Origin of the sequence: Qipengyuania huizhouensis (genome assembly GCF_019711635.1) — a bacterium.
Taxonomy (GTDB): domain Bacteria; phylum Pseudomonadota; class Alphaproteobacteria; order Sphingomonadales; family Sphingomonadaceae; genus Qipengyuania; species Qipengyuania huizhouensis.
The window spans coordinates 245,649-267,959 of sequence record NZ_JAIGNT010000002.1; the positions used below are offsets into that span (position 1 = coordinate 245,649).

A 22,311-nucleotide genomic window follows, 5' to 3' on the forward strand; every position below is an offset into this window, starting at 1 on the left:
CACTTGCACGGGAAAGCGTCAAGTGTGTTACGCACTGGCTTTCCACAGACTTGTCCCGTGCATATCCACATGGGCCGCGATAGGAAGCACGCATGGTGGTTACCCGTTTCGCGCCGAGTCCCAACGGATCGTTGCATCTCGGTCACGCCTTTTCGGCGATTACGGCGCACGATATCGCGAAAGAGCGGGGCGGGCGCTTCCTTCTGCGGATAGAGGATATCGACGGCGAACGCTCGCTGCCCGAAAAGGCAGAGGAATTTCGTGCGGATCTAGCCTGGCTGGGTCTCGAATGGGAGGAGGTGCCTGAACAATCGACCCGGCTGGCGAATTACGAGGAGGCGGCGCAATACCTGCTGCACGAAGGCCTGCTCTATCCCTGCACCTGCACGCGCAAGGATATCGCTGCGCTGGGACCGCGCATGGGCCCGGAAGGCGTGGTCTATCCCGGCACCTGCAAGGGACAGGCACTCGATCCGGACAAGCCGGCGGCGCTGAGACTCGATGTCGACCGCGCGATGACGACATTGGGTGAGCTGTTCTGGGAAGACGAGGTGGACGGCACGCAGATCGCCGATCCGCGGCCCTTCGGCGATGTCGTGCTGGTCAGGAAGGATGCGCCGGCGAGCTACCATCTCGCCGCGACGCTCGACGATGCCGCCGACGGGGTGACGCTGGTCACGCGCGGGCAGGACCTGTTTTCCTCCACGCATATCCACCGTGTATTGCAGGAACTGCTCGGCCTGCCGGTGCCGACATGGCACCATCACCCGGTTCTGCTGGACGAGGAAGGCGAGAAGCTGGCCAAGCGGCGCGGCTCGCCCAGCCTGGCCGACCGCCGCGCAGCGGGCGAAGACGGGCGCGCGCTCGCCCGCCAGCTTCGGAAGGGGGAATTCCCCGCTGGTATTACGCTGGCGAGCGCCTAAGTAGGGGGCATGAACACAGTCCTCGTCATTGTCCTGCTCCTGGCCATGATCATGGTCGTCATCTCGCTCGTGCGGGGAGTGGTCGCTTTCCTGCAAAGCACCAAGATCGATCTGCAAAGCGGCGAGCAGGTCGACGCCACACAGATGCAGCTGAAGCAGAACAAGGCGATGATGGCACGCGTGAAATGGCAGGCAGTGGCGATCGTGATCATCGCGGTCATCCTCGCAACCGCCAGCTGATCCGCCGCCGCCAGTGGTCAAGCTCAACAAGATCTACACCCGTACCGGGGATGACGGCACCACGGGTCTCGTCGATGGTTCGCGCCTGCCCAAGCATGCCGCGCGCATGGAAGCGATTGGCGCGGTGGACGAGGCGAACTCCGCGCTCGGTCTCGCTGCCGTGGCGCTGGCCCCCAGCGAGCATGGCGAGGCGCTCAATCGCATCCAGAACGACCTGTTTGATCTTGGCGCCGACCTTGCCACACCGGCCGGGGAGGGTGACGATTTCAGCCCGTCCGAAATGGTGCTGCGGATCGTATCGGCGCAGGTCGAATGGCTGGAGAAGGGTATCGATGCCCTCAACGCGAATCTCGAGCCGCTGACCAGCTTCGTGCTGCCGGGCGGGACCGAGCAGGCCGCGCGCCTCCATGTCGCACGCGCAGCGGCGCGCCGCGCCGAGCGTGCGATGACGTCCATGGCGGCTACCGAGCCGACCAATCCGCAGGCGCTTGCCTATATCAACCGCCTGTCGGATTACCTCTTCGTGCTTGCCCGCGTCGCGAACGACGGCGGTAGGGACGACGTGAAATGGATTCCGGGCGCTAATCGCTAGCCAAGGCTCCTCTCCCTCGTTAGACCGCGCGTTTTGCTGCAGGTGCGAAGGGATTTTTCGATGAGCAAGACGATCGCCATTATCGGCGCTGGCCAGATGGGTTCGGGCATCGCCCAGACCATCGCCCAGAACGGCATGGATGTGCTGCTCGCCGACGTCAGTCTCGAACTGGCCGAACAGGCTGTCGGTAAGATCGACAAGGCGTTCGGCAAGCTGGTCGGACGCGGCAAAATCGAGATCGCCGAAGCGGACGCCGCGATGAAGCGCCTCACCCCGGTCGGCGACTACAACCGGATGGGCGAGGCCGAATTCATCATCGAGGCGGCGACCGAGAAGGAAGAGATCAAGAAGGCGATCTTCGAGAAGGCGGGCGAGAAGCTGGGCGCCGATGCCATCATGGCCTCGAACACCAGTTCGATCCCGATCACCCGCATGGCAAACTATGCGCCCGATCCGGCCCGCTTCATCGGGCTGCACTTCTTCAATCCCGTGCCCGTCATGGGCCTGATCGAAGTGATCCCCGGTCTTGCCACCTCGGAAACCACGACTGCCCGTACCCGGGCTTTCGCCGAGGCGCTCGGTAAGGAAGTGGTGCTGAGCCAGGACGAACCTGGGTTTGTGGTCAACCGTATCCTTCTGCCCATGATCAACGAAGCCGTCTTCGTGCTCGGCCAGTCGACCGCCGGCATCGAGGATATCGACAAGGGGTGTCGTCTCGGCCTGAACCACCCAATGGGGCCGCTGCAACTGGCCGATTTCGTGGGACTGGATACCTGCCTCGACATCCTGATGGTGCTCTACAAGACTACGCGGGACACCAAATATCGGCCCGCGCCGCTGCTGGTGAAATATGTCGAGGCCGGCTGGCTGGGGCGCAAGACCGGGCGCGGGTTCTACGATTATTCGGGCGAGGAGCCGGTTCCTACCAGATAGCGGGCAAGAAGCGGGAACGGGGCGGAAGCGCCGCTCGTTCATTCGAAAAGGAGATTTTCAATGAACGACAGCAAGAACACCCCCGTTGGCGAAAGCCAGGAAGCGCGCCAGGCGGGCCTCGCCCCCGAAACACATAACGATGAGCAGGACGATCACCGCAATCAAGCGCAGGAAGTCGCCGAGCAAGCCCGCGGCGTGACCACCGAAACCCACTCACCGACCGAAAGCGAGAAGAGCGAGAACGTGTCCGGTCTGATGAACGATTCGACGCAGGATACGGTCGATCACATGCGCGACATGGAAAGTTCGGGCCGCATCGACATGGGTGCCTATCGCGGCGAGGAAAATCACGATGACAATGTCGACAAATACGGCAAGGGCAAAAAGCCCGACGGCCTGCGCGGCGACGGCACCTGATCAATTGTTGTCGAGATTTCCGTCGTTAAGGAGCCACAGCCCGGCGGTCAGCAATAGTGCTCCGAACGCTACCGAATAGGCGAGCAGGCGGAAATTCGGCTGCTCGATCGGATCGAGCTTATGCGAATCAAGCTTTTTGAGCGTGTGATAGGTCCTTCTTTGTGCATTGATCGCTAGCCAGCCTCCGGCAAGGATGAAGATGGTGGCGATCGCCTTGGCCAGCCATGGCGGATCGAATTCCCCGAACACGGCCTTGAATGCGAGGCCGATGCCGATCGCGGCAAAGGCTGTACGCATCCATCCCGCGAAGGTCCGCTCCATCGCCATGATGTTGCGATCTTCGGCCAGGTCGGTCCGAAGCTCTGCCCACGCCGTGCTTTTGTCTTGATCTTCAGGCGGATCGTCCTGTGCCATGTGAGAACAACCGACCCGCAGGGATCGCGGTTCCAGAACGATCAAATAGGTTCGGCGCTGACCAGAGGTTGGGCATCGTTGATCAGGTAGCTCTTGTCTTCAGGAACCGTGTCCGCGGGGCCTTCGTTCGAACCGGCGTCCGCATACCAGCTATCCAGTGTCAGCGGTTCCTCATTTCTCAGGGCGGCAGGTTCGGCGGGAACGCTCGCGGAGCCGCCCCGGGATGGCGAGGGATCGGTGGCTACTATGCTGTCCGGGGCGTTATTACCTGCATGCCCGGTAAGAAAGGCCCGTTCCGCATCGCGCATCTCTGTCTCGCGTCCGAAATGGCTTTGCAGCACGTAAAGTCCCCCGCCGCATAGGGCAGTGAGGAGAGCCAATCCGATGAAGGCCGAGCGGAGGGACATAAGCGGATTCTGGCCCTGAATAGTTAAAATCCGCTTTTCGCGGCTTCGGCCTTCAACCGGTAGAGTTCGTCCAGCGCCTCGCGCGGCGAAAGTGAATCCACATCGAGCGCGATGATCGCCTCGCGGAGGGCATCGCCTTTCTCCTCTGCCTCTGCCGTGACCGCGAACAGGGGCAGATCGCCAAGTCCCGCCGCGAGACCGCCCGTTTCCGCACGGCTCTTTTCCAGCTTGTCGAGCACCGCTTTTGCGCGCTTGATCACCGGCGGGGGTATACCTGCCAGTTTCGCGACCGACAGGCCATAGCTGCGGTCGGCTGCGCCCTTGGCCAATTCGTGCAGCAGCACCAGATCGCCCCTCCATTCGCGCGCGCGAACGTGGTGGAGGCTGAGCGCGTCGCAGGTTTCGGCCAGCCTCGACAGTTCGTGATAATGCGTGGCGAAGAGGCAGCGACATTTCAATTGCTCGTGCACCGCTTCGACCACCGCCCATGCCAGCGCCATGCCGTCGTAGGTGGACGTGCCGCGCCCGACCTCGTCGAGGATCACGAAGCTGCGTTCGGTCGCCTGCGAAAGGATCGCCGCAGTCTCGACCATCTCGACCATGAAGGTCGAGCGTCCGCGCGCAAGATTGTCCGATGCGCCCACCCGGCTGAACAGGCGGTCGGCGAGGCCGATCCTGGCCGAAGTGGCTGGCACGAAACTGCCTGCCTGCGCCAACAGTATGATCAGGGCATTCTGGCGCAGGAATGTCGACTTGCCCCCCATGTTTGGTCCGCCAATCAGCCAGAGCCGGTCGTCGGGGTCGAGGGCACAGTCGTTGGCGACGAAGCGTTCGCCTGCCCTGGCCAGTGCCTGCTCGACGACCGGATGGCGCCCGCCGGTGATTTCCAGGCAGGGTTCGTCGAGAATTTGTGGGCGCGACCAATCGCCTTCCACCGCCCGTTCGGCGAGCCCTGCCGACACGTCGATGCGGGCAAGGGCGGCGGCGGTCGCCGCGATCGCTTCGCGCGCGGCAATGACCTCGCCGACCAGTTCCTCGAAGTGCGCTTCCTCGGCAGCGATCGCATGCGCGCCTGCCTGTGCGATGCGCGTTGCTTCTTCATGCAGACCGACCGAATTGAACCGTACTGCCCCAGCCATGGTCTGGCGGTGCGTGAACCCGCTGTCCTGCGCCATCAGCTTGTCGCCGTGCTTCGCTGGGACTTCGATGAAGTAGCCGAGCACCTTGTTGTGCTTGATCTTGAGCGAAGGCGTTGCGGTTTCGTCACGATATTTCGCTTCCAGCGCGGCGATGGCCTTGCGCGCATTGCCGGATGTCTCTCTCAGGGCGTCGAGCGCGTGGTCGTAGCCGCCGGCGATGAAACCGCCCTGGCTGCGCTCGGTTGGCGGCGAGGGTACAAGTGCGCGAGCGAGGTGATCGACCAGCGCTGCATGGCCGCCGAGCGCCTGGATCATGCGGTTCAGCAGCGGCGGCAGGTCCACGCTGGCAGACAGCATCTCGCGCACGCGCCTCGCCTCGGACAGGCCATCGCGGATCTGGCCGAGGTCGCGGGGGCTGCCGCGGCCCGCAACGAGCCGCCCCAGTGCCCGGCCGATATCGGGTGCCTGTCGCAGGACGCCCCGAAGATCGGCGCGTAGAAGTGGGTCGACATGGAAATGATGCACGCTCGCCAACCGCTCTTCGATCGAGCCGAGATCGGCGAGGGGGGCTGACAGGTCCTCCGCAAGCTGGCGCGCACCTGCGCCGGTTGCGCAGCGATCGATGCAGGCGATCAGGCTACCTTCACGCCCGCCATTCTGCGCGGCGAGAATTTCGAGGCTGGTCCGCGTTGCCGCATCCATTGCAAGGTGCGTGCCGCTGCCTCTTGCAACCGGAGGCAGGAGAAAGGGCAGCTTGCCGCGCCCGGCATGGCCGAGATAGGCAATGAGCCCCGCCGCCGCCGCCAGCATCGGCCGGGTGAAATCGCCCAGTCCGTCGAGCGTTGCGATCCCGTGAATATCCTTCAGCCTCGCTTCGCCGTCCTCGCTGCGGAAATCGTGCCGCGGTCGGGCAATGACGTCGGAAGAGGCATCGTCCCAATCCTCGGGTCCCACTATCTCGCTCGCCCCGAGCCGCGCCAGTGCCGCATCGAGCCGGTCGGGAGCGCATTCTTCCAGCTCCATCCTTCCGGTCGAAATGTCGCAGGCTGCGATGCCTACCCCGTCGCGCACGGGAGCAACCGCCACCAGCAGGTTTGCGCGCCGGGGCTCGAGCAGCGCTTCCTCGGTCAGCGTCCCAGCCGTCACGAAGCGCACTATGTCGCGCGAAACCAGTGCCTTGGATACCGGCTTGCCTTCGCGTTTGGTTCGCTCCCTGGCTTCGTCCGGCGTTTCGGTCTGCTCGGCAATGGCAACGCGGCAGCCGCCCTTGATCAGCCTGGCGAGATAGCCTTCGGCAGAATGGACCGGCACGCCGCACATGGGTACAGGTTCGCCCTCATGCTCGCCCCGCGTGGTCAGCGCGATGTCGAGCACCTGCGCGGCCACCTTGGCATCCTCGAAGAACAGCTCGAAGAAATCGCCCATCCGATAGAACAGCAGCGCATCGCCCGCCTCGCGTTTGAGTGCGAGGTATTGCTCCATCATCGGGGTGGGTTTGTCGGCCATTCGCCATGCCGTAGCGGCCCGTTCCTCGATTCGGGAAGCGGCGCCGCAAGTGTTTCCCCTATGACTTCTTCAAAAATCTCCTTAGGGGCTTTCCACAAGATAGCAGAGGACACGCATGGCCGAAGAAAAGCAGACCGGTTTCAACACGCGCGAAGCGCTATTCTATCACGAGACAATCCGTCCCGGTAAGATAGAGATCATCGCATCCAAGCCTATGGCGACGCAGCGCGATCTCGCGTTGGCCTATTCGCCGGGCGTCGCGGCCCCGGTCGAGGCGATTGCCGCCGATCCGAAGAATGCGGCGCGCTATACTGCCCGTTCCAACCTCGTTGCGGTGATTTCAAACGGCACCGCCATCCTCGGTCTCGGCAATCTCGGCGCGCTGGCTTCCAAGCCGGTGATGGAAGGCAAGGCGGTGCTGTTCAAGCGCTTCGCCGACGTCGATTCGATCGACCTCGAACTCGACACCGAAGATCCAGAGGCCTTCATCAATGCGGTCGCGCTGATGGAACCGAGCTTCGGCGGCATCAACCTCGAAGATATTGCCGCGCCTGAATGCTTCATCATCGAGCAGGCACTGCGCGAGAAAATGAATATCCCGGTCATGCATGACGACCAGCACGGTACGGCGATCATTTCCGCAGCCGGACTGATCAATGCCTGCCATCTGACCGGGCGCGATCTCGACAAAGTCAAGATGGTGGTAAACGGCGCCGGAGCTTCGGCGCTGGCATGTACCGCGCTGATCAAGGCGATGGGTGTGCGGCACGAAAACGTCATCGTGTGCGACCGTTCCGGCCCGATCACGCCGGGCCGCGACAATGTCGACCAGTGGAAGAGCGCCCATGCCGTGGCGACCGAGGCGACAAGTTTGGAAGAAGCACTGGTTGGCGCGGACGTATTCCTCGGCCTGTCGGCTGCCGGTGCACTCAAGCCCGAATGGGTGGCGAACATGGCGGATGAGCCGATCATTTTTGCCATGGCCAATCCCGTGCCCGAAATCATGCCCGAAGATGCCAAGGCCGTGCGTCCCGACGCGATCATTGCCACGGGACGTTCCGACTATCCCAACCAGGTCAACAACGTGCTCGGTTTCCCCTTCATCTTCCGCGGCGCACTCGATGTGCAGGCCACCGCGATCAATGAAGAGATGAAGATCGCAGCCGCGCGCGCCATTGCCGAACTCGCCCGCGAACGCGTGCCCGAAGAGGTTGCTGCCGCCTATGGTGTGAGCCATCAGTTCGGCCGGGAATACATCATCCCTGCGCCCTTCGATCCGCGGCTCATGGAAGTGGTGTCCTCCGCTGTGGCGCAGGCGGCGATGGACAGCGGCGTGGCGCAAGCCCCGATCGAGGATTTCGATGCCTACCGCCATTCGCTGAAAGCGCGGCTCAATCCGACCACCGGCGCGCTCACCAATATCTACGATCAGGCCAAGGCCAACCCCAAGCGGATGGTCTTTGCCGAGGCGGAAGAGGAAGTCGCCCTGCGTGCCGCGATCCAGTATCGTGACTACGGCTATGGTGAACCGATCCTCGTCGGGCGGACCGACAAGGTACTCGACAAGCTGCGTGAACTTGGCGTGGACGATCCCGAGGACTGGATCATCGAGAACTCGAACCTGTCGGACAAGGTGCCGGCAATGAACGATTATCTCTACAAGCGCCTACAACGCCGTGGCTATACCCAGCGCGACGTAAGCCGCATGGTCAACCAGGAACGCAACGTCTTCGCCGCGCTGCTGGTGGCTCTCGGTCATGGTGAAGGTATGATAACCGGCCTGACCCGCACCTACGCGCAGACCGCGCGCGAAGTGGCGCGGGTGATCGATCCAAAGCCCGGTGCCACGCCTTTCGGCATTCACATGATGATCGGCAAGAACCAGACCACCTTCCTGGCCGATACCACGATCAACGAACGTCCGAGCGCGTCCGAGCTCGCGCATATCGCCAGGGAAACCGCCGCCGTGGCTCGGCGCATGGGTCATGAACCGCGCGTTGCCTTCATGTCCTATTCGACGTTCGGCAATCCATCCGGTCAGTGGCTGGGCAACCTCCGGGACGCAGTGGCGCTGCTCGATGCCGACGACAGCGTTGATTTCGAGTATGAGGGCGAAATGGCACCGGATGCCGCACTGAACCGCAAGGTGATGGAGCTTTATCCCTTCAATCGCCTGTCGGGCCCGGCCAACGTCCTGATAATGCCCGGCCTGCAATCGGCCAATCTTTCGGCCAAGCTGCTACGCGAACTGGGCGGCGAGACCATGATCGGCCCGATGATGATCGGCAGCGAAAAGCCGGTCCAGATCGCGCCGATGACCGCCATCGCGCCGGATCTCCTCACGTTGGCAGTGCTTGCCAGCGCGGGCGTGGTCGGCTGAGGGGAGGGCAGGCTTGCCGGGCATCGCGTCGCAGCGCCATCGCTTTGCGATTCCTGAGGATCTTCACTACCTCAACTGTGCCTATATGGCGCCGCTGTCACATGGGGTCAGTGGGGCTATGGTGGAAGGTGCGCGGCTGAAGGAACAGCCGTGGAATTTTCGTCCGGCAGATTTCTTCGCCGTAGTCGAGGCGTTTCGCGAGCGGGCGGGGCGTCTGGCGAAGGTGGATGCCGACCGTATCGCGGTGGTTCCCTCGGTCAGTTACGGCCTTGCGGTTGCTGCAGCCAATATCCCGCTGGAACGCGGCCAAAGCATCGTGACACTCGGCGACCAGTTCCCTTCCAATGTTTACGTCTGGCAGGAGAAGGCTGCGCGCTGCGGCGGTCAGGTGATCGCGGTGCAGCGTCCGTCGCAAAGCTGCTGGAGTGAGGCGGTGCTCGATGCCATCGGACCCCACACGGCGATTGTGGCAGTGCCACATAATCACTGGGCCGACGGGCGACTGGTGGATCTTGTGGCGGTTGGGGAAAAAGCCCGTGCACATGGTGCGGCACTGGTGCTCGACCTCACGCAGTCTCTGGGTGCGATGCCGCTTGATTTTGCGGCGGTGCAGCCGGATTTTGCCGTCGCGGCGTGTTATAAATGGCTGATGGGTCCTTACGGGATCGCCATGCTCTATGTCGATCCGAAGTATCACGATGGCGAGCCGATCGAGCACAATTGGATCAACCGCGCGGGCTCGGAAGATTTCGCCCGTCTGGTCGACTACCGCGACGATTTCCAACCCGGGGCAAGGCGCTTCGACATGGGCGAGAAGTCGAACCCGCCGCTGCTGGAGGGAGCAGGCGCGGCGCTCGATTTCCTGATGGAATTTGGCGTAGAGGCGATCTCTGCAGAACTTGGTCACCGGACCGAAGAACTTGCTACCGAAGCGCAGGATCTCGGGCTGGTCTCTGCGCCCATCGGGACCCGCGCACCGCATTTCCTCTCGCTCGGCTTTCCGGACGGCGTGCCCGATGGCCTTACCCAGAGTCTGGCGGAACGGCGGGTCCATGTTTCGCTCAGAGGTTCGTCGCTGCGCGTGACACCACATCTTTACAACACATCCGCCGATACCGACGCGCTGGTCCAGACCCTTCGCGATTGCCTCGCCTGAACGATTTGCCTGCACGACCCGTCGACGAGGTTTGCCCCAGTTCATCCCGCGGCAATCGGTCGCAGCGCTAAGCGCCTTTCACCGTGCATGGGATCGCACAGGAAAGGACGAAAAATGAAGAAATATATCGCTCTCGCCGTCATCGGCGCAGGCTTCGCGGCTACTCCTGCAATGGCGCAGCAGAACGAGGCTCCCGGCGGCTTCTATGTCGGCGCGCTCGGCGGCTATGAAGGTGTCGACGTCGAATCCGCCGACGGTTCGGCGACCGCAACCGCCGACAGCGTAGTTTACGGCATCAACGCCGGCTACGACCTCAGTCTTGGCGGCGCATTCATTGGCGTCGAAGGCGAGCTTTCGACCAGCGACGGTTCGACCAGCTTCCCCGACAGCTTCGACGGTGCCCGCGAGGGCCTCGAGACCGGCGGGCAGTATTACATCGGCGCGCGTGCCGGTTTTGCTCTGACGCCCGGCATCGCGGCCTATGGCAAGGTTGGCTACACCGCTCTCGACACCAAGGCGTTCACCGAAAGCGGATCGCTTGACGAACTGGACGAGAACGCCAACGGCATCCGCTACGGTGCAGGCCTGCAGGTCCAGCTTCCCGGCCCCCTCGAAGGCCGTCTCGAATATCGCCGTTCGCAATATGACGACCTGGCCGACATCGATCAGGGCGACGCCACAACCGACCAGGTCACGCTTGGCCTGGGCGTGCGCTTCTAAAAGCTAACCCTCGCTAGAAGGGGAGGGTCTTGCCGGTGTAGTCGATGAATGCATAGCCACCGCGAGCATTCTCGACCACATCGGCAAGGCCCTTCGCGCTTTCCTCGACAGTGATTTTGGCGTTCGGGCCGCCCATATCGGTCTGCACCCACCCCGGATGGAGCGAGAGGACAGTCACGCCGCGCTCCTTCGCCTCCTGCTCGGCAATGCCCTTGGCCAGCATGTTCTGCGCTGTCTTGCTGGTGCGATAGAGATCGTAGCCGCCGGACGAATCCTCGATCGATCCCATCAGCGAACTCATAAAGGACAGCGAGCCGCCCTGCCTGATATGCGGCAGCAGCTTCTTGCCCAGATGCGCCGGGCCGAAGGCGTTCGTCATGATGACCTCGGCCACCTCCTCTGCAGTCGCCTGCTCGCTCGATTGGTGCCTCGCGCCAGTGATGCCCGCATTCACGATAACCGCATCGAACTCGCCTTCGATAGCGTCGAAGGTGGAAGGTTCGGTTACGTCCAGCGTTTCGATCTGGATTCCTTCAACTGCGTGCAATTCTTCGCTCTTCGATCGTTCCGTGCCGGTCACGTCCCAGCCACGCGCCTTGAATTCCTTGGCGAGGCCGAGGCCGATACCGCGCGATGCGCCGACGATGAGGATATGCTTGCTCATTTCGAATAACTCCTAAGCCGGGTGGACCAGCGTTTTCAGGTTCATGAATTCGTGGAGGCCGAATTCGGCCAGTTCGCGCCCGTGTCCGGAACGCTTGATGCCGCCGAAGGGCGCTTCGATCTTCGATCCGTTCACACCGTTGAAGGTGGTCATGCCCGCCTCGATGGCATTGGCGAAATGCTCCTTCTCCCCTTCGTCGCGGGTCCAGACTGCGGAGCCGAGGCCGAAGGGTATGGCGTTGGCGATGGCCGTCGCCTCGTCGATATCCCTGGCTTTGTAGATTTGGCCCACCGGGCCGAAGATTTCGTCGGTCCCCGTCTCGCTGGCGAGCGGGACATCGGTGAGGAGACCCGCGGTCATCCATGCGCCAGGGCGGTCGATCTTCTCGCCGCCGAACAGCAGCGTGCACCCTTCCTCCTTGGCCTTGGCAACTTGTTTAAGCACCGTATCGCGCTGGCCTTCGCTCGAAAGCGGGCCGAGGCCGGTATCATCCTCCATCGGATCGCCCAGCTTCACATTTTTTAGCGCCGCGATGAACCTGTCGGAAAAATCGTCATAGATTTCGGCGTGGACGATGGTGCGCTTGCCGCAGATGCAGGACTGGCCATTGTTCTGGATGCGTGCTGTCACCGCGTCCTTCACTGCCTGGTCGAGATCGGCCGAGGGCATAACGATAAAGGGGTCGCTGCCGCCGAGTTCGAGCACGACCTTCTTCAGGTATTTGCCCGCCTGCTGCGCCACCGCGCTGCCTGCACCTTCGCTGCCGGTCAGCGTTGCGGCAACGACGCGGGGGTCCGCGATAATGTCGCCGATCGGATCGGAGGATACGCATAGGTTCTGGAACAGCCCTTCCGGCCCACCGGCTTCGAGGACCAGCTCCTCCATCCGCTGCGCCACGCCCTGCACGATGCTGGCGTGTTTCAGCACGCCGACATTGCCTGCCAGTATCGTCGGCGCAAGGAAGCGGATGACCTGCCAGTAGGGGAAGTTCCACGGCATGACCGCCAGTACCGGACCTTGCGGCAACCAGCGGCCCTCGGCGCGGCCACCGTCGGAGAGGTCCCAGAATTTCGAATCGAGCATGGGAGGCCCATGTTCGGCGTAATAACGCAGCAGGCTCGCGCATTTGGTGATTTCGCTGCGCGCCTGCGTGATCGGCTTGCCCATCTCTGTCACGGCCAGGCGGGCGAGCTCTTCTCTGTTCGCCTCGTAAAGATCGCCAAGAGCGGAGAGTACCCTCGTGCGAGCGTCAAGCGAGGTGCCGCGCCATTCCCGATAGGCGCGTGCCGCCGTCTCGAGCTTCGCGTCGATCCCTTTTTCGTCGAGCGTTTCGTAGGTGGCGATAGTCTCGCCGGTTGCGGGGTTGGTGGTGGTGATCACGGGTGGATGCTCCGGGCTGGGTTCACCCAATCAATCGCCGCGCTCCGGTCCCGTTCCGAAACCTATTTGCGCCGGAACCTGAAGTGCCAGACTCCGTAGCAATATATTGCTAAGTCATTGACTTAAAGAAGCGCCAGCAATTGCCCAAGCGTCGTATAATCTCAAACTTGCCTGCACCGATCCTTGACCAGTCTCCAAATCAGCAGGTCCGCTTTGTCCCCATTCGGACATTGAGCAGAGCCAACGTGCTCTCGAAAGCCGACGTGGAGAGATTGGATCTACTTTGCGGACTACCCGAACCACAACGCGATGCCTATGATGATTGCACGGCGTTACGACTGCTTTCGAGCTCAATGGCAGGGTAGAGCATTTCGCGCAGCGCAATCAGATCGCGAAAGGAGAGGTGATCGGCCCTCGGATAGCACTGGCGTTCCTTATCGATGGGGGCGAATCCGGCAATGCTGCCCACACGCCGTCAGATGGTCGTCAGAGTGTGCGTATTGCCAAAGCGCAGGGTTACGAGTTCATCAAGGTCTATAGCCGCCTCGATGAAGAAACCTTCGAAGCGATCATCAATGAAGCCGAAAAGCAGGGGCTGAAGGTCGTCGGACACATACCCAGCACTTTCGAGGGCCATACCGAAGACGCGTTCGTTCCGCATTTTGGCTTGGTCGCCCATGCGGAAGAATTCTCCAAGCAGGCGGATCAGTTCACTGCGGCAGAAGCGCGCCGCTTCGCCGAAATGGCGAAAGCCAATGGGACGTGGGTCATACCGAACCTGTCCAATCTGGTTCGTATCGCGGAGCAAGGGCGCGGTCTCGATGCGATCCGAAACTTGCCGAGCTTCAAATATGTGCATCCCCTGATGCAGAGCAAATGGATCACCGCAAACCAGTATAACGCCGGCTCCAATCCCCGCCGGATCGCATATTACGACCAACTCGTTGCATTCCACAGACTGCTTGTACGAGCCTTTCTCGATGCGCAGATCCCTATGCTCGCAGGTACGGATGCCGAGACTTCGGGAATTGTCTGGGGCTTCTCATTGCATGACGAGCTGGAATTGCTTGTCGAAGCCGGGCTGACGCCAGAGGAAGCTCTGGCCGCCGCCACTGTCCGTTCGGCCACATGGCTTGAACTGGAAGATCGGATCGGGACGATCGAACCGGGCAAGCTCGCCGACGTCGTTCTGCTGGATGCCAATCCGCTTGCCGACATTGCCAATACACGCAAGATTGCCGGCGTGTTTTCGGACGGGCGCTGGCTTTCGAAGAGTAGGTTCGATGCGATGTTGGCGGAACTGGCCAGCAAGAATTTGCTACCGAGCAACAGGCTCGATTGGGCCAAGAGGAACGACTATCAATGCTGCTGAACCATCTGGGCCGGATCGCCGCTGCGTTAAAGAACTGACCCAATGCTGCCATTCCGGACCCTCATGTCCTTTTTGGCAATCATGTAGGCGGAATTCATGGTGGAATATCGAAAATAGCGGCGTATCCAAAACTCGGTAGAGTCACGAGTTACTGCCGCAATCGATTGAATCATCGACGCCGAAACCGGAAGTACCATACCTCGTGGCCATAGGTGTTGCGCGCCTTGTGTTCGTAGCGCGTTTCGCACCAGCCTGAAGGTCGGTTCTCCCAACTGTGTCGGTCCTCCACCACCCATTCGAATTCCGCAGTGAACCGGCGCATCACCATCAGCGCATGGCGTAAATAAACGGGATGGTCGGTCCCGAAGCGGAATTCGCCGCCGGATTTCAGCTTGTCGGCGATCATCCGCACAGGACCATCGTTCATCATGCGGCGCTTCGCGTGCTTGTTCTTGGGCCAGGGGTCGGGATGGAGCAAGTAGAGCATTGTGAGCGCGCCGTCCGGTACGCGGGCGAGGGCATCGAGAGCATCGCCGTGGTGGATGCGTATATTCGCCAGTTTCCCATCCCGGACGTGGGTCAGGGCCTGCGCCACGCCGTTGAGAAATGGTTCGGCCCCGATGAAGCCATGATCGGGCAGGAGGTCGGCCCGATAGGCAAGGTGCTCGCCTGCGCCGAAACCGATTTCGAAATGCAGCGGCCGGTCGAAGCCGAACAGCGCTTCGGAAGTCACAGGGCCTTCCTGCGGCACGGCGATCTGCGGCAACAGCTTGTCGACCAGTTCCTGCTGGGCGGCGCGCAGGGGCTTTCCCTGGCTACGACCATAAAGCCGGTTGAGGGTAGTGGGGTCGCCTTCCTTGAACGCACTCATGCCGCGCCCGCTAAAAGCAAAACGCCCGGAAGCCAAGGCCTCCGGGCGTCTCGCTGTCCCGTCCAGGAAGAATTCGGTATCAGGCGGCTTCCGCCTCGTCCTCCTGGTCACGCAGCACGTAGCCGCGGCCCCAGACGGTTTCGATGTAGTTCTCGCCGCCGCATGCGTGGCTCAGCTTCTTGCGCAGCTTGCAGATGAAGACGTCGATAATCTTGAGTTCGGGCTCGTCCATGCCGCCGTAAAGGTGGTTGAGGAACATTTCCTTGGTCAGCGTGGTACCCTTGCGCAGGCTGAGCAGCTCCAGCATCGCATATTCCTTGCCCGTGAGGTGGACGCGGGCGCCGTCGACTTCGACCGTCTTCGCATCGAGGTTCACGGCCAGCTTGCCGGTGCGGATGATCGACTGGCTGTGGCCCTTCGAGCGGCGCACCACGGCGTGGATGCGGGCGATCAGTTCTTCGCGGTGGAACGGCTTGGTGACGTAATCGTCGGCGCCGAACCCGAAGCTGCGGATCTTGCTGTCCATCTCGGCAACGCCGGAAAGGATCAGGACCGGGGTCTGTACCTTGGCCACGCGCAGCTTCTTGAGCACGTCGTAGCCATGCATGTCCGGCAGGTTCAGATCGAGCAGGATGATGTCGTAGTCATACAGCTTGCCAAGATCGAGGCCCTCCTCGCCCAGATCGGTCGAGTAGACGTTGAAGCCTTCGGTGGTGAGCATGAGCTCGATGGCTTTCGCCGTTGTCGGCTCGTCTTCGATCAGCAGTACACGCATGGGTAGTCCCCCCTAGCCCTGAATTGCGGTGCCCCTTCCCCCTAAGGAGGGGTGTCGTCCCTTGTTAACTATTTGGGGTGTGAATGAAAAAGGTTAACGCGAGGTAAAAGCCGTTAACTTTTTCCCTGTTGCAAGAAGGACTCAGAGACCGCGCAGTTTATTCTGGCGGCGGCGCTGCGCCGATGATCCGATTCCTATGGCCTCGCGATATTTGGCAACGGTGCGGCGGGCGAGATCGAAGCCTTCTTCGTTCAGAAGGTCGGCAAGCTTCTGGTCGGAGAGAACTTTTTTCGGGTCTTCCGCCTCGCACAGCGTCCTGATTCGCGCCTTGATCGCTTCGCTGCTGGCACCCTCGCCATCGGCTGCGCCGACGCCGCTGGAGAAGAAATACTTCATCTCGAAAGTGCCACGCGGACAGGACAGGTATTTGTTGCTGGTAACGCGGCTCACCGTCGATTCGTGCATTTCGATCTTCTCGGCCACTTCGCGCAGGGTCAGCGGCCGCATGGCGGACACGCCCTCGCGGAAGAAGCCTTCCTGACGCTTCACGATCTCGCTCGCGGTCTTGAGAATGGTCTTCTGCCGCTGGTCCAGCGCACGGATCAGCCAGTCCGCTTCGCCCAGCTGCTCGTTCAGCCACGCCCGCGATGCCTTGTCCCGCGCCCCTGCCTCCAGCTCGACATAATATTCGCGGTTCACCACCAGACGGGGCAGGCTCGCCTCGTTGATGCGGATTTGCCAACCGCCATCCTGGGCCGGGGTGACGATGACATCCGGTACGATGGGTGTTTCGCTTTCCCCGCCATAGCGGCAGCCCGGCTTGGGGTCGTAGCTGCGCAGTTCGGCGAGCATGTCGGCGAAGTCTTCCTCGTCGACATCGCACAGACGCCTGAGCCGCAGGATATCACCGCTGGCAAGTAAATCCAAATGATCGATCAGCCGCGCCATGCACGGATCGTAGCGGTCCGCCTCCTTCGCCTGCAGGGCGAGGCATTCCGACAGGTTGCGCGCACCCACTCCCGTCGGATCGAGTGACTGTACGAGTGCCAGCGCGCGTTCGACTTCGGCCAGGGGGGCGCCCATATCGTCGGCGATTTCGCGAAGCTCGGTATGGAGGTAGCCGGCCTCGTCCAGCTCGTGGATGATCCGCCCCGCGATCAATGCTTCGCGCGCGTCATGGGCGAGGGCACCGATCTGGCCGGACAGATGTTCGGCAAGGCTCGGCCCGTCGGAAGAGCGGTTCTCGAGATCGGGTAAATCCTCTCCGCCAAGTCCCGTAGCGCCAGCTTCCGACCAGTCACCTCGGTCGCCCGGCGCGGATTCGGGATCGCGCGCATAATCGGCGATGTCGAGCGCGGAATCCCCGTCGAAGTCGGGCGTCGCTTCATGCTCACCCGCAGTTTCGCCTGCATCTTCGGATTTCTCGCGACTGACCTCGCCCACTTCGAGCAACGGATTGCTCTCCAGCGCCTCGGAAACGAAGCTTTCGATTTCGAGGTTCGACAGCGCCAGCAGCTTGATCGCCTGCTGCAACTGCGGCGTCATCACCAGCGATTGCGTTTGCCGTAGGTCGAGCCTCGGACCGAGCGCCATGATCTAGCTCCGGACGCGCGCCGCAATCACAGCGTGAAGTTCTCGCCGAGATAGAGGCGTTTGACGTTCTCGTCCGCCACCAGCGCCTCGGGCGTCCCGGCAAACAGCACCTGTCCGCCATAGATGATGCAGGCGCGGTCGACGATTTCCAGGGTCTCGCGTACGTTGTGATCGGTGATCAGCACGCCGATGCCGCGGGTCTTGAGATCTTTCACGAGGTCGCGGATATCGCTGATCGAGAGGGGATCGATTCCGGCGAAGGGCTCGTCCAGCAGCATTATCGAGGGCTTGGCCGCCAGGGCGCGAGCGATTTCCGCCCGCCGCCGTTCGCCACCCGAGAGCGCCATAGCGGGGCTTTCGCGCAAGCGGGTAAGGCCGAATTCGTCGAGCAGGCGATCGAGTTCGGCGGTGCGCGCCTCCTTGTCCGGCTCGACCATTTCGAGCACGCAATTGATATTCTGTTCCACCGTCATCCCGCGGAAGATGCTGGTTTCCTGCGGCAGATAGCCGAGGCCGAGGATCGCGCGGCGATACATCGGCAGGTTGGTGACATCCTCGCCATCCATCAGGATGCGGCCCGCATCGGGGCGCACGAGGCCCATAATCGAGTAGAAGCAGGTCGTCTTGCCGGCACCGTTCGGACCCAGCAGGCCGAGCACTTCGCCCTTGCCGACGCTGAGCGAAATATCGGTCAGCACCTGCCGCTTGTCGTAGCTCTTGGCAATCGAGATCACTTCGAGCCCGCCCTGCGGGATTGGCGGGGCGGCATCGTGCACCGCTTGATTGTCAGGGCTCATCAGGTCTTCGGCCATGCGCGGCGCCATAGCATGCGGGGCGAAGAGGAAAACCCCCGAGCGGGCGCTGTTCGACGAAGTTGGCAAGATTCGTGCATGAACCGCAGATAGCGGTGCATCAGGACACGCGCCGCTTGCCAGATTGCAACAATTTTGAAACTATACCTTTTCGGAGAGAATGTCCGGGGAGACATGCGATGGGCAAGGCGATCGAAAATAACCACGATATGGGCGCTGTGGATCACGGCCGCCCGCGCGATTGGCGCAAGGCCATGAGCGACAATGTCGCGCTCGCCCTGATCGTCTATACCGGCCTGCAGATTTTCGTGACGGTCAATGCGCTGAAGGAAGGCGTGTCCTCAACGTTGCCTTATTTCGCCCTCGTCATCCTCGTCGCCGCGATTATCCCGGCCTGCCGCTGGGCGGAAAAACGCTGGAAGGACCTCTCGCCCGAAGCCGCCAGCGACGAATCGCTGAAAGGAGAATTCCGCCGCGACCAGATCATTCTCTGGGCTGCCGCAATCGGACTCCCGCTCATTCTCACAGCGCTGTTCAAGGCGATCTTTTCCGCAACCGCCTGAAGTCTTGCGCCACCCGCTGCGGCTCCCTAGCCGGACCTCTTGAAGGTTTGCGGAGTTATAGAAACGACATGATCGATAAAGAAACCGCGCTGGCGCGTTGCCAGGACCTCGTCGCGCTTGCGCAGAGAATGGGTGCCGATGCGGCCGATGCTATCGCCCGGGCCAATGCTTCCGAAGCAGTGAGCATGAGGCTGGGCAAGCTGGAGGAGGTCGAGCGTTCGGAGAGCGAGGAGATCGGGTTGCGGGTCTTCGTCGGCAAACGCTCCGCCTCGATCCACACCAGCGATTTTGCGCCCGACGGCCTTCTGGCACTCGCCGAGCGGGCGGTCCAGATGGCGCGCCATGCACCAGAGGATCGGCACTCCGGCCTAGCCCCGCAGGAAAAGCTGTTTACCGGCGAGATGCCCGATCTCGAGCTGGACGATCCGGACCAGCCTCACCCGGAAGCCCTGCGCGAAGCGGCTCTGGCCACCGAGGATGCGGCGCGGGCGGTTGATGGTGTGACCAACAGCAATGGTGGCGGTGCGGAAGCCAACCGGGCGGTCGTAGCCCTGGCGACTTCAGGAGGCTTTGCGCGCGGCTATGCCGGCAGCGGCTTTTCGCTTTCGGCCAGCGTCATAGCGGGTGAGGGTGGCTCGATGCAGACCGATCATGCCTCGCGCAGTGCCCGCTTCCGCGCCGATTTGCCCACTCCCGAATCGGTGGGGAGCGAGGCCGGACAGCGCGCCGTTGCGCGGCTGAATCCCAAATCGATGCCGAGCCGCGAGCTTCCAGTCGTGTTCGAACCACGCATTGGCGGCGGTCTTCTGGGGCATCTGCTTGGCGCGATGTCTGGGCCTGCCATCGCCCGCAAGGCGAGCTTCCTGCTGGGACGCGAGGACGAGGACCTGTTCGATTCCGCCATCCGCATCGTCGAACAACCCTTGCGCAAGCGCGGCCAGCGTTCGCGGCCGTTCGATGGAGAGGGCGTTCCCTGTACAGATCGCACGCTGGTCGAGGGCGGGCGTGTCACCGGCTGGCTGACCAACGTGTCTTCGGCCGACCAGCTGGGCCTCGGCCTCACCGGCCATGCCTCGCGCGGAGGCGGCGGATCGCCAGGCGTCAGCGCAAGCAATGTGCACATGGAGCCGGGCAGTGTCTCGCCCACCCGGTTGATGGAAGATATCGAGGACGGGCTCTACGTCACCTCGCTCTTCGGACAAGGTGTGAACCCCGTCACCGGGGATTACAGCCGCGGGGCGACGGGTTTCCGCATCAGGAAGGGCGAGATTGCCGAGCCGGTGGCCGAGATCACGATCGCGGGCAATCTCATCGATATGTTCCGCGCGCTGACCCCGGCGGACGATCTGGAGATGATCCGTTCCATCAACGTGCCCACATTGCGCATCGACCGTATGATGGTGGCTGGTGAATGAAGCGCTTCATTGCCGCCTTTTTTGTTCCGATCCTTGTTCTGATTGCCGGAACACCTGCATCGGCGCTCCTGCCGGCGATACCTGAGACAGGTGGGACGGCCGAGGCCGAGGCGCCGGTTCAGACTATCGAGGATACGCAAGCCGCCGGAGCGGACGAGCGCATGGCGCAGCGCATCGAGGGGATTTTCTCCGAACTTCCGGCATTCGGGGCAGTCGAGGTCGACGTGAGCCAGGGCGTGGTGACCCTTTCGGGCACCGTCCCGAGACAGGAGGACATCGCCCGCGCCGAAGCTATCGCTGGCCGTGTCAGCGGCGTGGTAACGGTCGAGAACGGTCTGGAGCGCGACCTGTCGATTTCTTCGCAGGGAAGCGGAATCGCCAGCCTTGCGGAAAGGTGGGACGGCTTCGTCGCCATGGTGCCGCTGATCGGGCTGGCGCTGCTTGTCTGGGCGGTCATCGCCTTTCTCGGCTATCTGATCGCAGGGTTCGGAGCGCTGTGGCATAGGCTCGCACCCAACGGCTTTCTTGCCGAGTTGATCGCCAGCTCCATCAGGTTCGTTTTCGTCATCGGCGGGTTGGTAATCGCGCTCGAGATTCTGGGGGCGAGCGCATTGCTCGGCGCGGTGCTGGGCGGGGCGGGGCTCATCGGCCTCGCACTCGGCTTTGCGCTACGCGAAACGATCGAAAATTACGTCGCCTCGCTCATGCTGTCGCTGCGCCAGCCGTTCCGGGCCAACGACTGGGTCATGATCGGCGACCTCGAAGGCCGCGTCATCCGCCTGACCAGCCGTGCCACGGTGATGATGACGCTGGACGGCAATCACCTGCGCATCCCGAACGCCCAGGTCTTCAAGGCGGTCATCACCAATTTCACCCGCAATCCGCAGCGCCGCTTCCAGTTCGATCTGGGCGTCGATGCGGATGATGATGCGCTGGCTGCGCGCCAGCTGGGGCGCGAAGTGCTGGAAGGGCTCGATTTCATCCTCGCCGATCCGCCGCCCGAGGGGCGGATCGTGGAGGTCGGCGATTCGAACGTTGTAATCCGCTTCCTCGGCTGGATCGACCAGAACGAAACCGATTGGTGGAAGGCCCAGAGCCGCGCGATTCCGGCGGTCAAACACGCGCTGGAAGAAGCCGGCTTCGGCCTGCCCGAACCGATCTACCGCCTGCGCTTCGATCCGCGCTCGGCTTCTGTGCCGTTCGGGAATGCCGCAGAGGGGAAGCGCGATGAGGCTTCTGCCCCTCCTGCAAGAGATGTCCGGCAGCCTGCGACCATTGCGGCGAGCGAGGATGTGCGGCCCACGCATGAAATCGCCGAAATGGTCGAGAAGGAACGCCGCGAGAGCGGCAGCGAGCAGGACCGGGATCTGCTCGATCATTCACGCCCGGTCGAATGAAAAAGGGGCGCTTCGCGGCGCCCCTCTCTCCTACTTCTTGTTCGCTTTGTAGCGGTCGATGCTTTCGAGCACGATCTTTCGCGCTTCCGTCGCATCGCCCCATGCGCCCACACGGACCCACTTTTCCTTTTCCAGATCCTTGTAGTGGGTGAAGAAATGCTCGATCTGCTGGAAGATGATCGAAGGCAGATCCTTTGTTTCCCCGACATCGGAGTAATAGGGAAAGGTCGTGTCGACAGGGACGCAGATCAGCTTCTCGTCGCCGCCATGCTCGTCTTCGAGGTTGAGGACGCCGATCGGCCTGGCGCGCACCACGCAGCCCGGGATGAAAGGCGAGCGGGCAATCACCAGCGCGTCGAGCGGATCGCCATCGGGGCTCAGCGTGTGCGGGACGAAGCCGTAATTCGCCGGATAGCGCATCGGTGTGTGCAGGATGCGGTCGACGAACAGCGCGCCGCTTTCCTTGTCGAATTCGTACTTCACCGGTTCGCCGCCGGTCGGCACCTCGATGATGACGTTGAGGCTTTCGGGCACATTGTCGCCCGCGGGGATCATGTCGATACGCATTGCGGCTCTCTAGTTAATATGTTGTCGGCCCCTCTCCCCAGAAAGACTTCGCGGGGCCGATAGCGTCCCTGCGAT

At 62.3% G+C, this 22,311-nt stretch carries 22 protein-coding genes; 12 read left to right on the plus strand and 10 right to left on the minus strand.

Annotated features, from left to right (window positions below; translation table 11 throughout):
• Positions 1-92: 92 nt before the first annotated feature.
• Genes gluQRS through K3180_RS03750 form a run of 5 tightly spaced genes read left to right on the plus strand, consistent with a single transcriptional unit; the run spans position 93 to position 3,105 of the window.
• Entirely contained in the window at positions 93-923 is an 831-nt protein-coding gene (gene gluQRS / locus K3180_RS03730; RefSeq protein WP_221538326.1) for a tRNA glutamyl-Q(34) synthetase GluQRS, read from the plus strand.
• A gap of 9 nt (positions 924-932) precedes the next feature.
• A complete protein-coding gene (locus K3180_RS03735) occupies positions 933-1,163 on the plus strand; it encodes a hypothetical protein (protein WP_221538327.1) in 231 nt (76 codons plus the stop codon).
• Positions 1,164-1,176: 13 nt separating this feature from the next.
• Positions 1,177-1,755, plus strand: coding sequence for a cob(I)yrinic acid a,c-diamide adenosyltransferase (locus K3180_RS03740; protein ID WP_221538328.1), 579 nt, complete (start codon positions 1,177-1,179; stop codon positions 1,753-1,755).
• 60 nt (positions 1,756-1,815) lie between these two features.
• Positions 1,816-2,688 carry a 3-hydroxyacyl-CoA dehydrogenase NAD-binding domain-containing protein gene (locus tag K3180_RS03745; RefSeq protein ID WP_221538329.1) on the plus strand — a complete coding sequence of 291 codons (873 nt, stop codon included), beginning with the start codon at positions 1,816-1,818 and terminating at the stop codon, positions 2,686-2,688.
• A gap of 60 nt (positions 2,689-2,748) precedes the next feature.
• The gene (locus K3180_RS03750; RefSeq protein WP_221538330.1) at positions 2,749-3,105 is read left to right on the plus strand and encodes a hypothetical protein; all 357 of its coding nucleotides are present in this window, start codon (positions 2,749-2,751) and stop codon (positions 3,103-3,105) included.
• On the opposite strand, the gene K3180_RS03755 is transcribed toward K3180_RS03750, so the two are convergent.
• Genes K3180_RS03755 through mutS form a run of 3 tightly spaced genes read right to left on the minus strand, consistent with a single transcriptional unit; the run spans position 3,106 to position 6,571 of the window.
• Entirely contained in the window at positions 3,106-3,519 is a 414-nt protein-coding gene (locus K3180_RS03755) for a YidH family protein (RefSeq protein WP_221538331.1), read from the minus strand. It abuts the gene before it with no gap.
• Positions 3,520-3,560: 41 nt separating this feature from the next.
• The gene (locus K3180_RS03760; protein ID WP_221538332.1) at positions 3,561-3,926 is read right to left on the minus strand and encodes a hypothetical protein; all 366 of its coding nucleotides are present in this window, start codon (positions 3,924-3,926) and stop codon (positions 3,561-3,563) included.
• Between the two features lie 23 nt (positions 3,927-3,949).
• Positions 3,950-6,571, minus strand: coding sequence for a DNA mismatch repair protein MutS (mutS, locus tag K3180_RS03765; protein WP_247710274.1), 2,622 nt, complete (start codon positions 6,569-6,571; stop codon positions 3,950-3,952).
• A gap of 115 nt (positions 6,572-6,686) precedes the next feature.
• Between mutS and K3180_RS03770 the strand changes: the two genes are divergently transcribed.
• The 3 genes from K3180_RS03770 (at position 6,687) to K3180_RS03780 (ending at position 10,827) form a co-directional block, all read left to right on the plus strand.
• Positions 6,687-8,951, plus strand: a complete 2,265-nt coding sequence (locus tag K3180_RS03770) for an NADP-dependent malic enzyme (RefSeq protein ID WP_221538333.1) — start codon at positions 6,687-6,689, stop codon at positions 8,949-8,951.
• Positions 8,952-8,964: 13 nt separating this feature from the next.
• Positions 8,965-10,107 carry an aminotransferase class V-fold PLP-dependent enzyme gene (locus K3180_RS03775; protein WP_221538334.1) on the plus strand — a complete coding sequence of 381 codons (1,143 nt, stop codon included), beginning with the start codon at positions 8,965-8,967 and terminating at the stop codon, positions 10,105-10,107.
• A gap of 114 nt (positions 10,108-10,221) precedes the next feature.
• Entirely contained in the window at positions 10,222-10,827 is a 606-nt protein-coding gene (locus K3180_RS03780; RefSeq protein ID WP_221538335.1) for an outer membrane protein, read from the plus strand.
• Positions 10,828-10,840: 13 nt separating this feature from the next.
• Here the strand turns inward: K3180_RS03780 and K3180_RS03785 are convergent, their stop codons facing one another.
• Entirely contained in the window at positions 10,841-11,491 is a 651-nt protein-coding gene (locus K3180_RS03785) for an SDR family NAD(P)-dependent oxidoreductase (protein WP_221538336.1), read from the minus strand.
• Between the two features lie 12 nt (positions 11,492-11,503).
• Entirely contained in the window at positions 11,504-12,871 is a 1,368-nt protein-coding gene (locus K3180_RS03790; RefSeq protein ID WP_221538402.1) for an NAD-dependent succinate-semialdehyde dehydrogenase, read from the minus strand.
• A 322-nt stretch (positions 12,872-13,193) separates the two neighbouring features.
• Between K3180_RS03790 and K3180_RS03795 the strand changes: the two genes are divergently transcribed.
• A complete protein-coding gene (locus K3180_RS03795) occupies positions 13,194-14,243 on the plus strand; it encodes an amidohydrolase family protein (protein WP_221538337.1) in 1,050 nt (349 codons plus the stop codon).
• A gap of 169 nt (positions 14,244-14,412) precedes the next feature.
• Here the strand turns inward: K3180_RS03795 and trmB are convergent, their stop codons facing one another.
• From trmB to lptB, 4 genes are all read right to left on the minus strand, one after another.
• Positions 14,413-15,114, minus strand: coding sequence for a tRNA (guanine(46)-N(7))-methyltransferase TrmB (gene trmB, locus K3180_RS03800; RefSeq protein WP_221538338.1), 702 nt, complete (start codon positions 15,112-15,114; stop codon positions 14,413-14,415).
• 79 nt (positions 15,115-15,193) lie between these two features.
• The gene (gene ctrA / locus K3180_RS03805) at positions 15,194-15,889 is read right to left on the minus strand and encodes a response regulator transcription factor CtrA (protein WP_221538339.1); all 696 of its coding nucleotides are present in this window, start codon (positions 15,887-15,889) and stop codon (positions 15,194-15,196) included.
• Between the two features lie 141 nt (positions 15,890-16,030).
• A complete protein-coding gene (gene rpoN, locus K3180_RS03810) occupies positions 16,031-17,482 on the minus strand; it encodes an RNA polymerase factor sigma-54 (protein ID WP_221538340.1) in 1,452 nt (483 codons plus the stop codon).
• Between the two features lie 26 nt (positions 17,483-17,508).
• Positions 17,509-18,279, minus strand: a complete 771-nt coding sequence (gene lptB, locus K3180_RS03815) for an LPS export ABC transporter ATP-binding protein (protein WP_247710303.1) — start codon at positions 18,277-18,279, stop codon at positions 17,509-17,511.
• 194 nt (positions 18,280-18,473) lie between these two features.
• Between lptB and K3180_RS03820 the strand changes: the two genes are divergently transcribed.
• The 3 genes from K3180_RS03820 to K3180_RS03830 all read left to right on the plus strand — a co-directional run bounded on the left by K3180_RS03820 (position 18,474) and on the right by K3180_RS03830 (position 21,669).
• Entirely contained in the window at positions 18,474-18,857 is a 384-nt protein-coding gene (locus tag K3180_RS03820; RefSeq protein WP_221538342.1) for a hypothetical protein, read from the plus strand.
• Between the two features lie 68 nt (positions 18,858-18,925).
• A complete protein-coding gene (locus K3180_RS03825; protein ID WP_221538343.1) occupies positions 18,926-20,272 on the plus strand; it encodes a TldD/PmbA family protein in 1,347 nt (448 codons plus the stop codon).
• Positions 20,269-21,669, plus strand: coding sequence for a mechanosensitive ion channel family protein (locus K3180_RS03830; protein ID WP_221538344.1), 1,401 nt, complete (start codon positions 20,269-20,271; stop codon positions 21,667-21,669). Before K3180_RS03825 ends, K3180_RS03830 begins: the two co-directional genes overlap by 4 nt.
• Positions 21,670-21,699: 30 nt before the next feature.
• Here the strand turns inward: K3180_RS03830 and ppa are convergent, their stop codons facing one another.
• A complete protein-coding gene (gene ppa / locus K3180_RS03835) occupies positions 21,700-22,236 on the minus strand; it encodes an inorganic diphosphatase (protein ID WP_221538345.1) in 537 nt (178 codons plus the stop codon).
• Between the last annotated feature and the right edge of the window lie 75 nt (positions 22,237-22,311).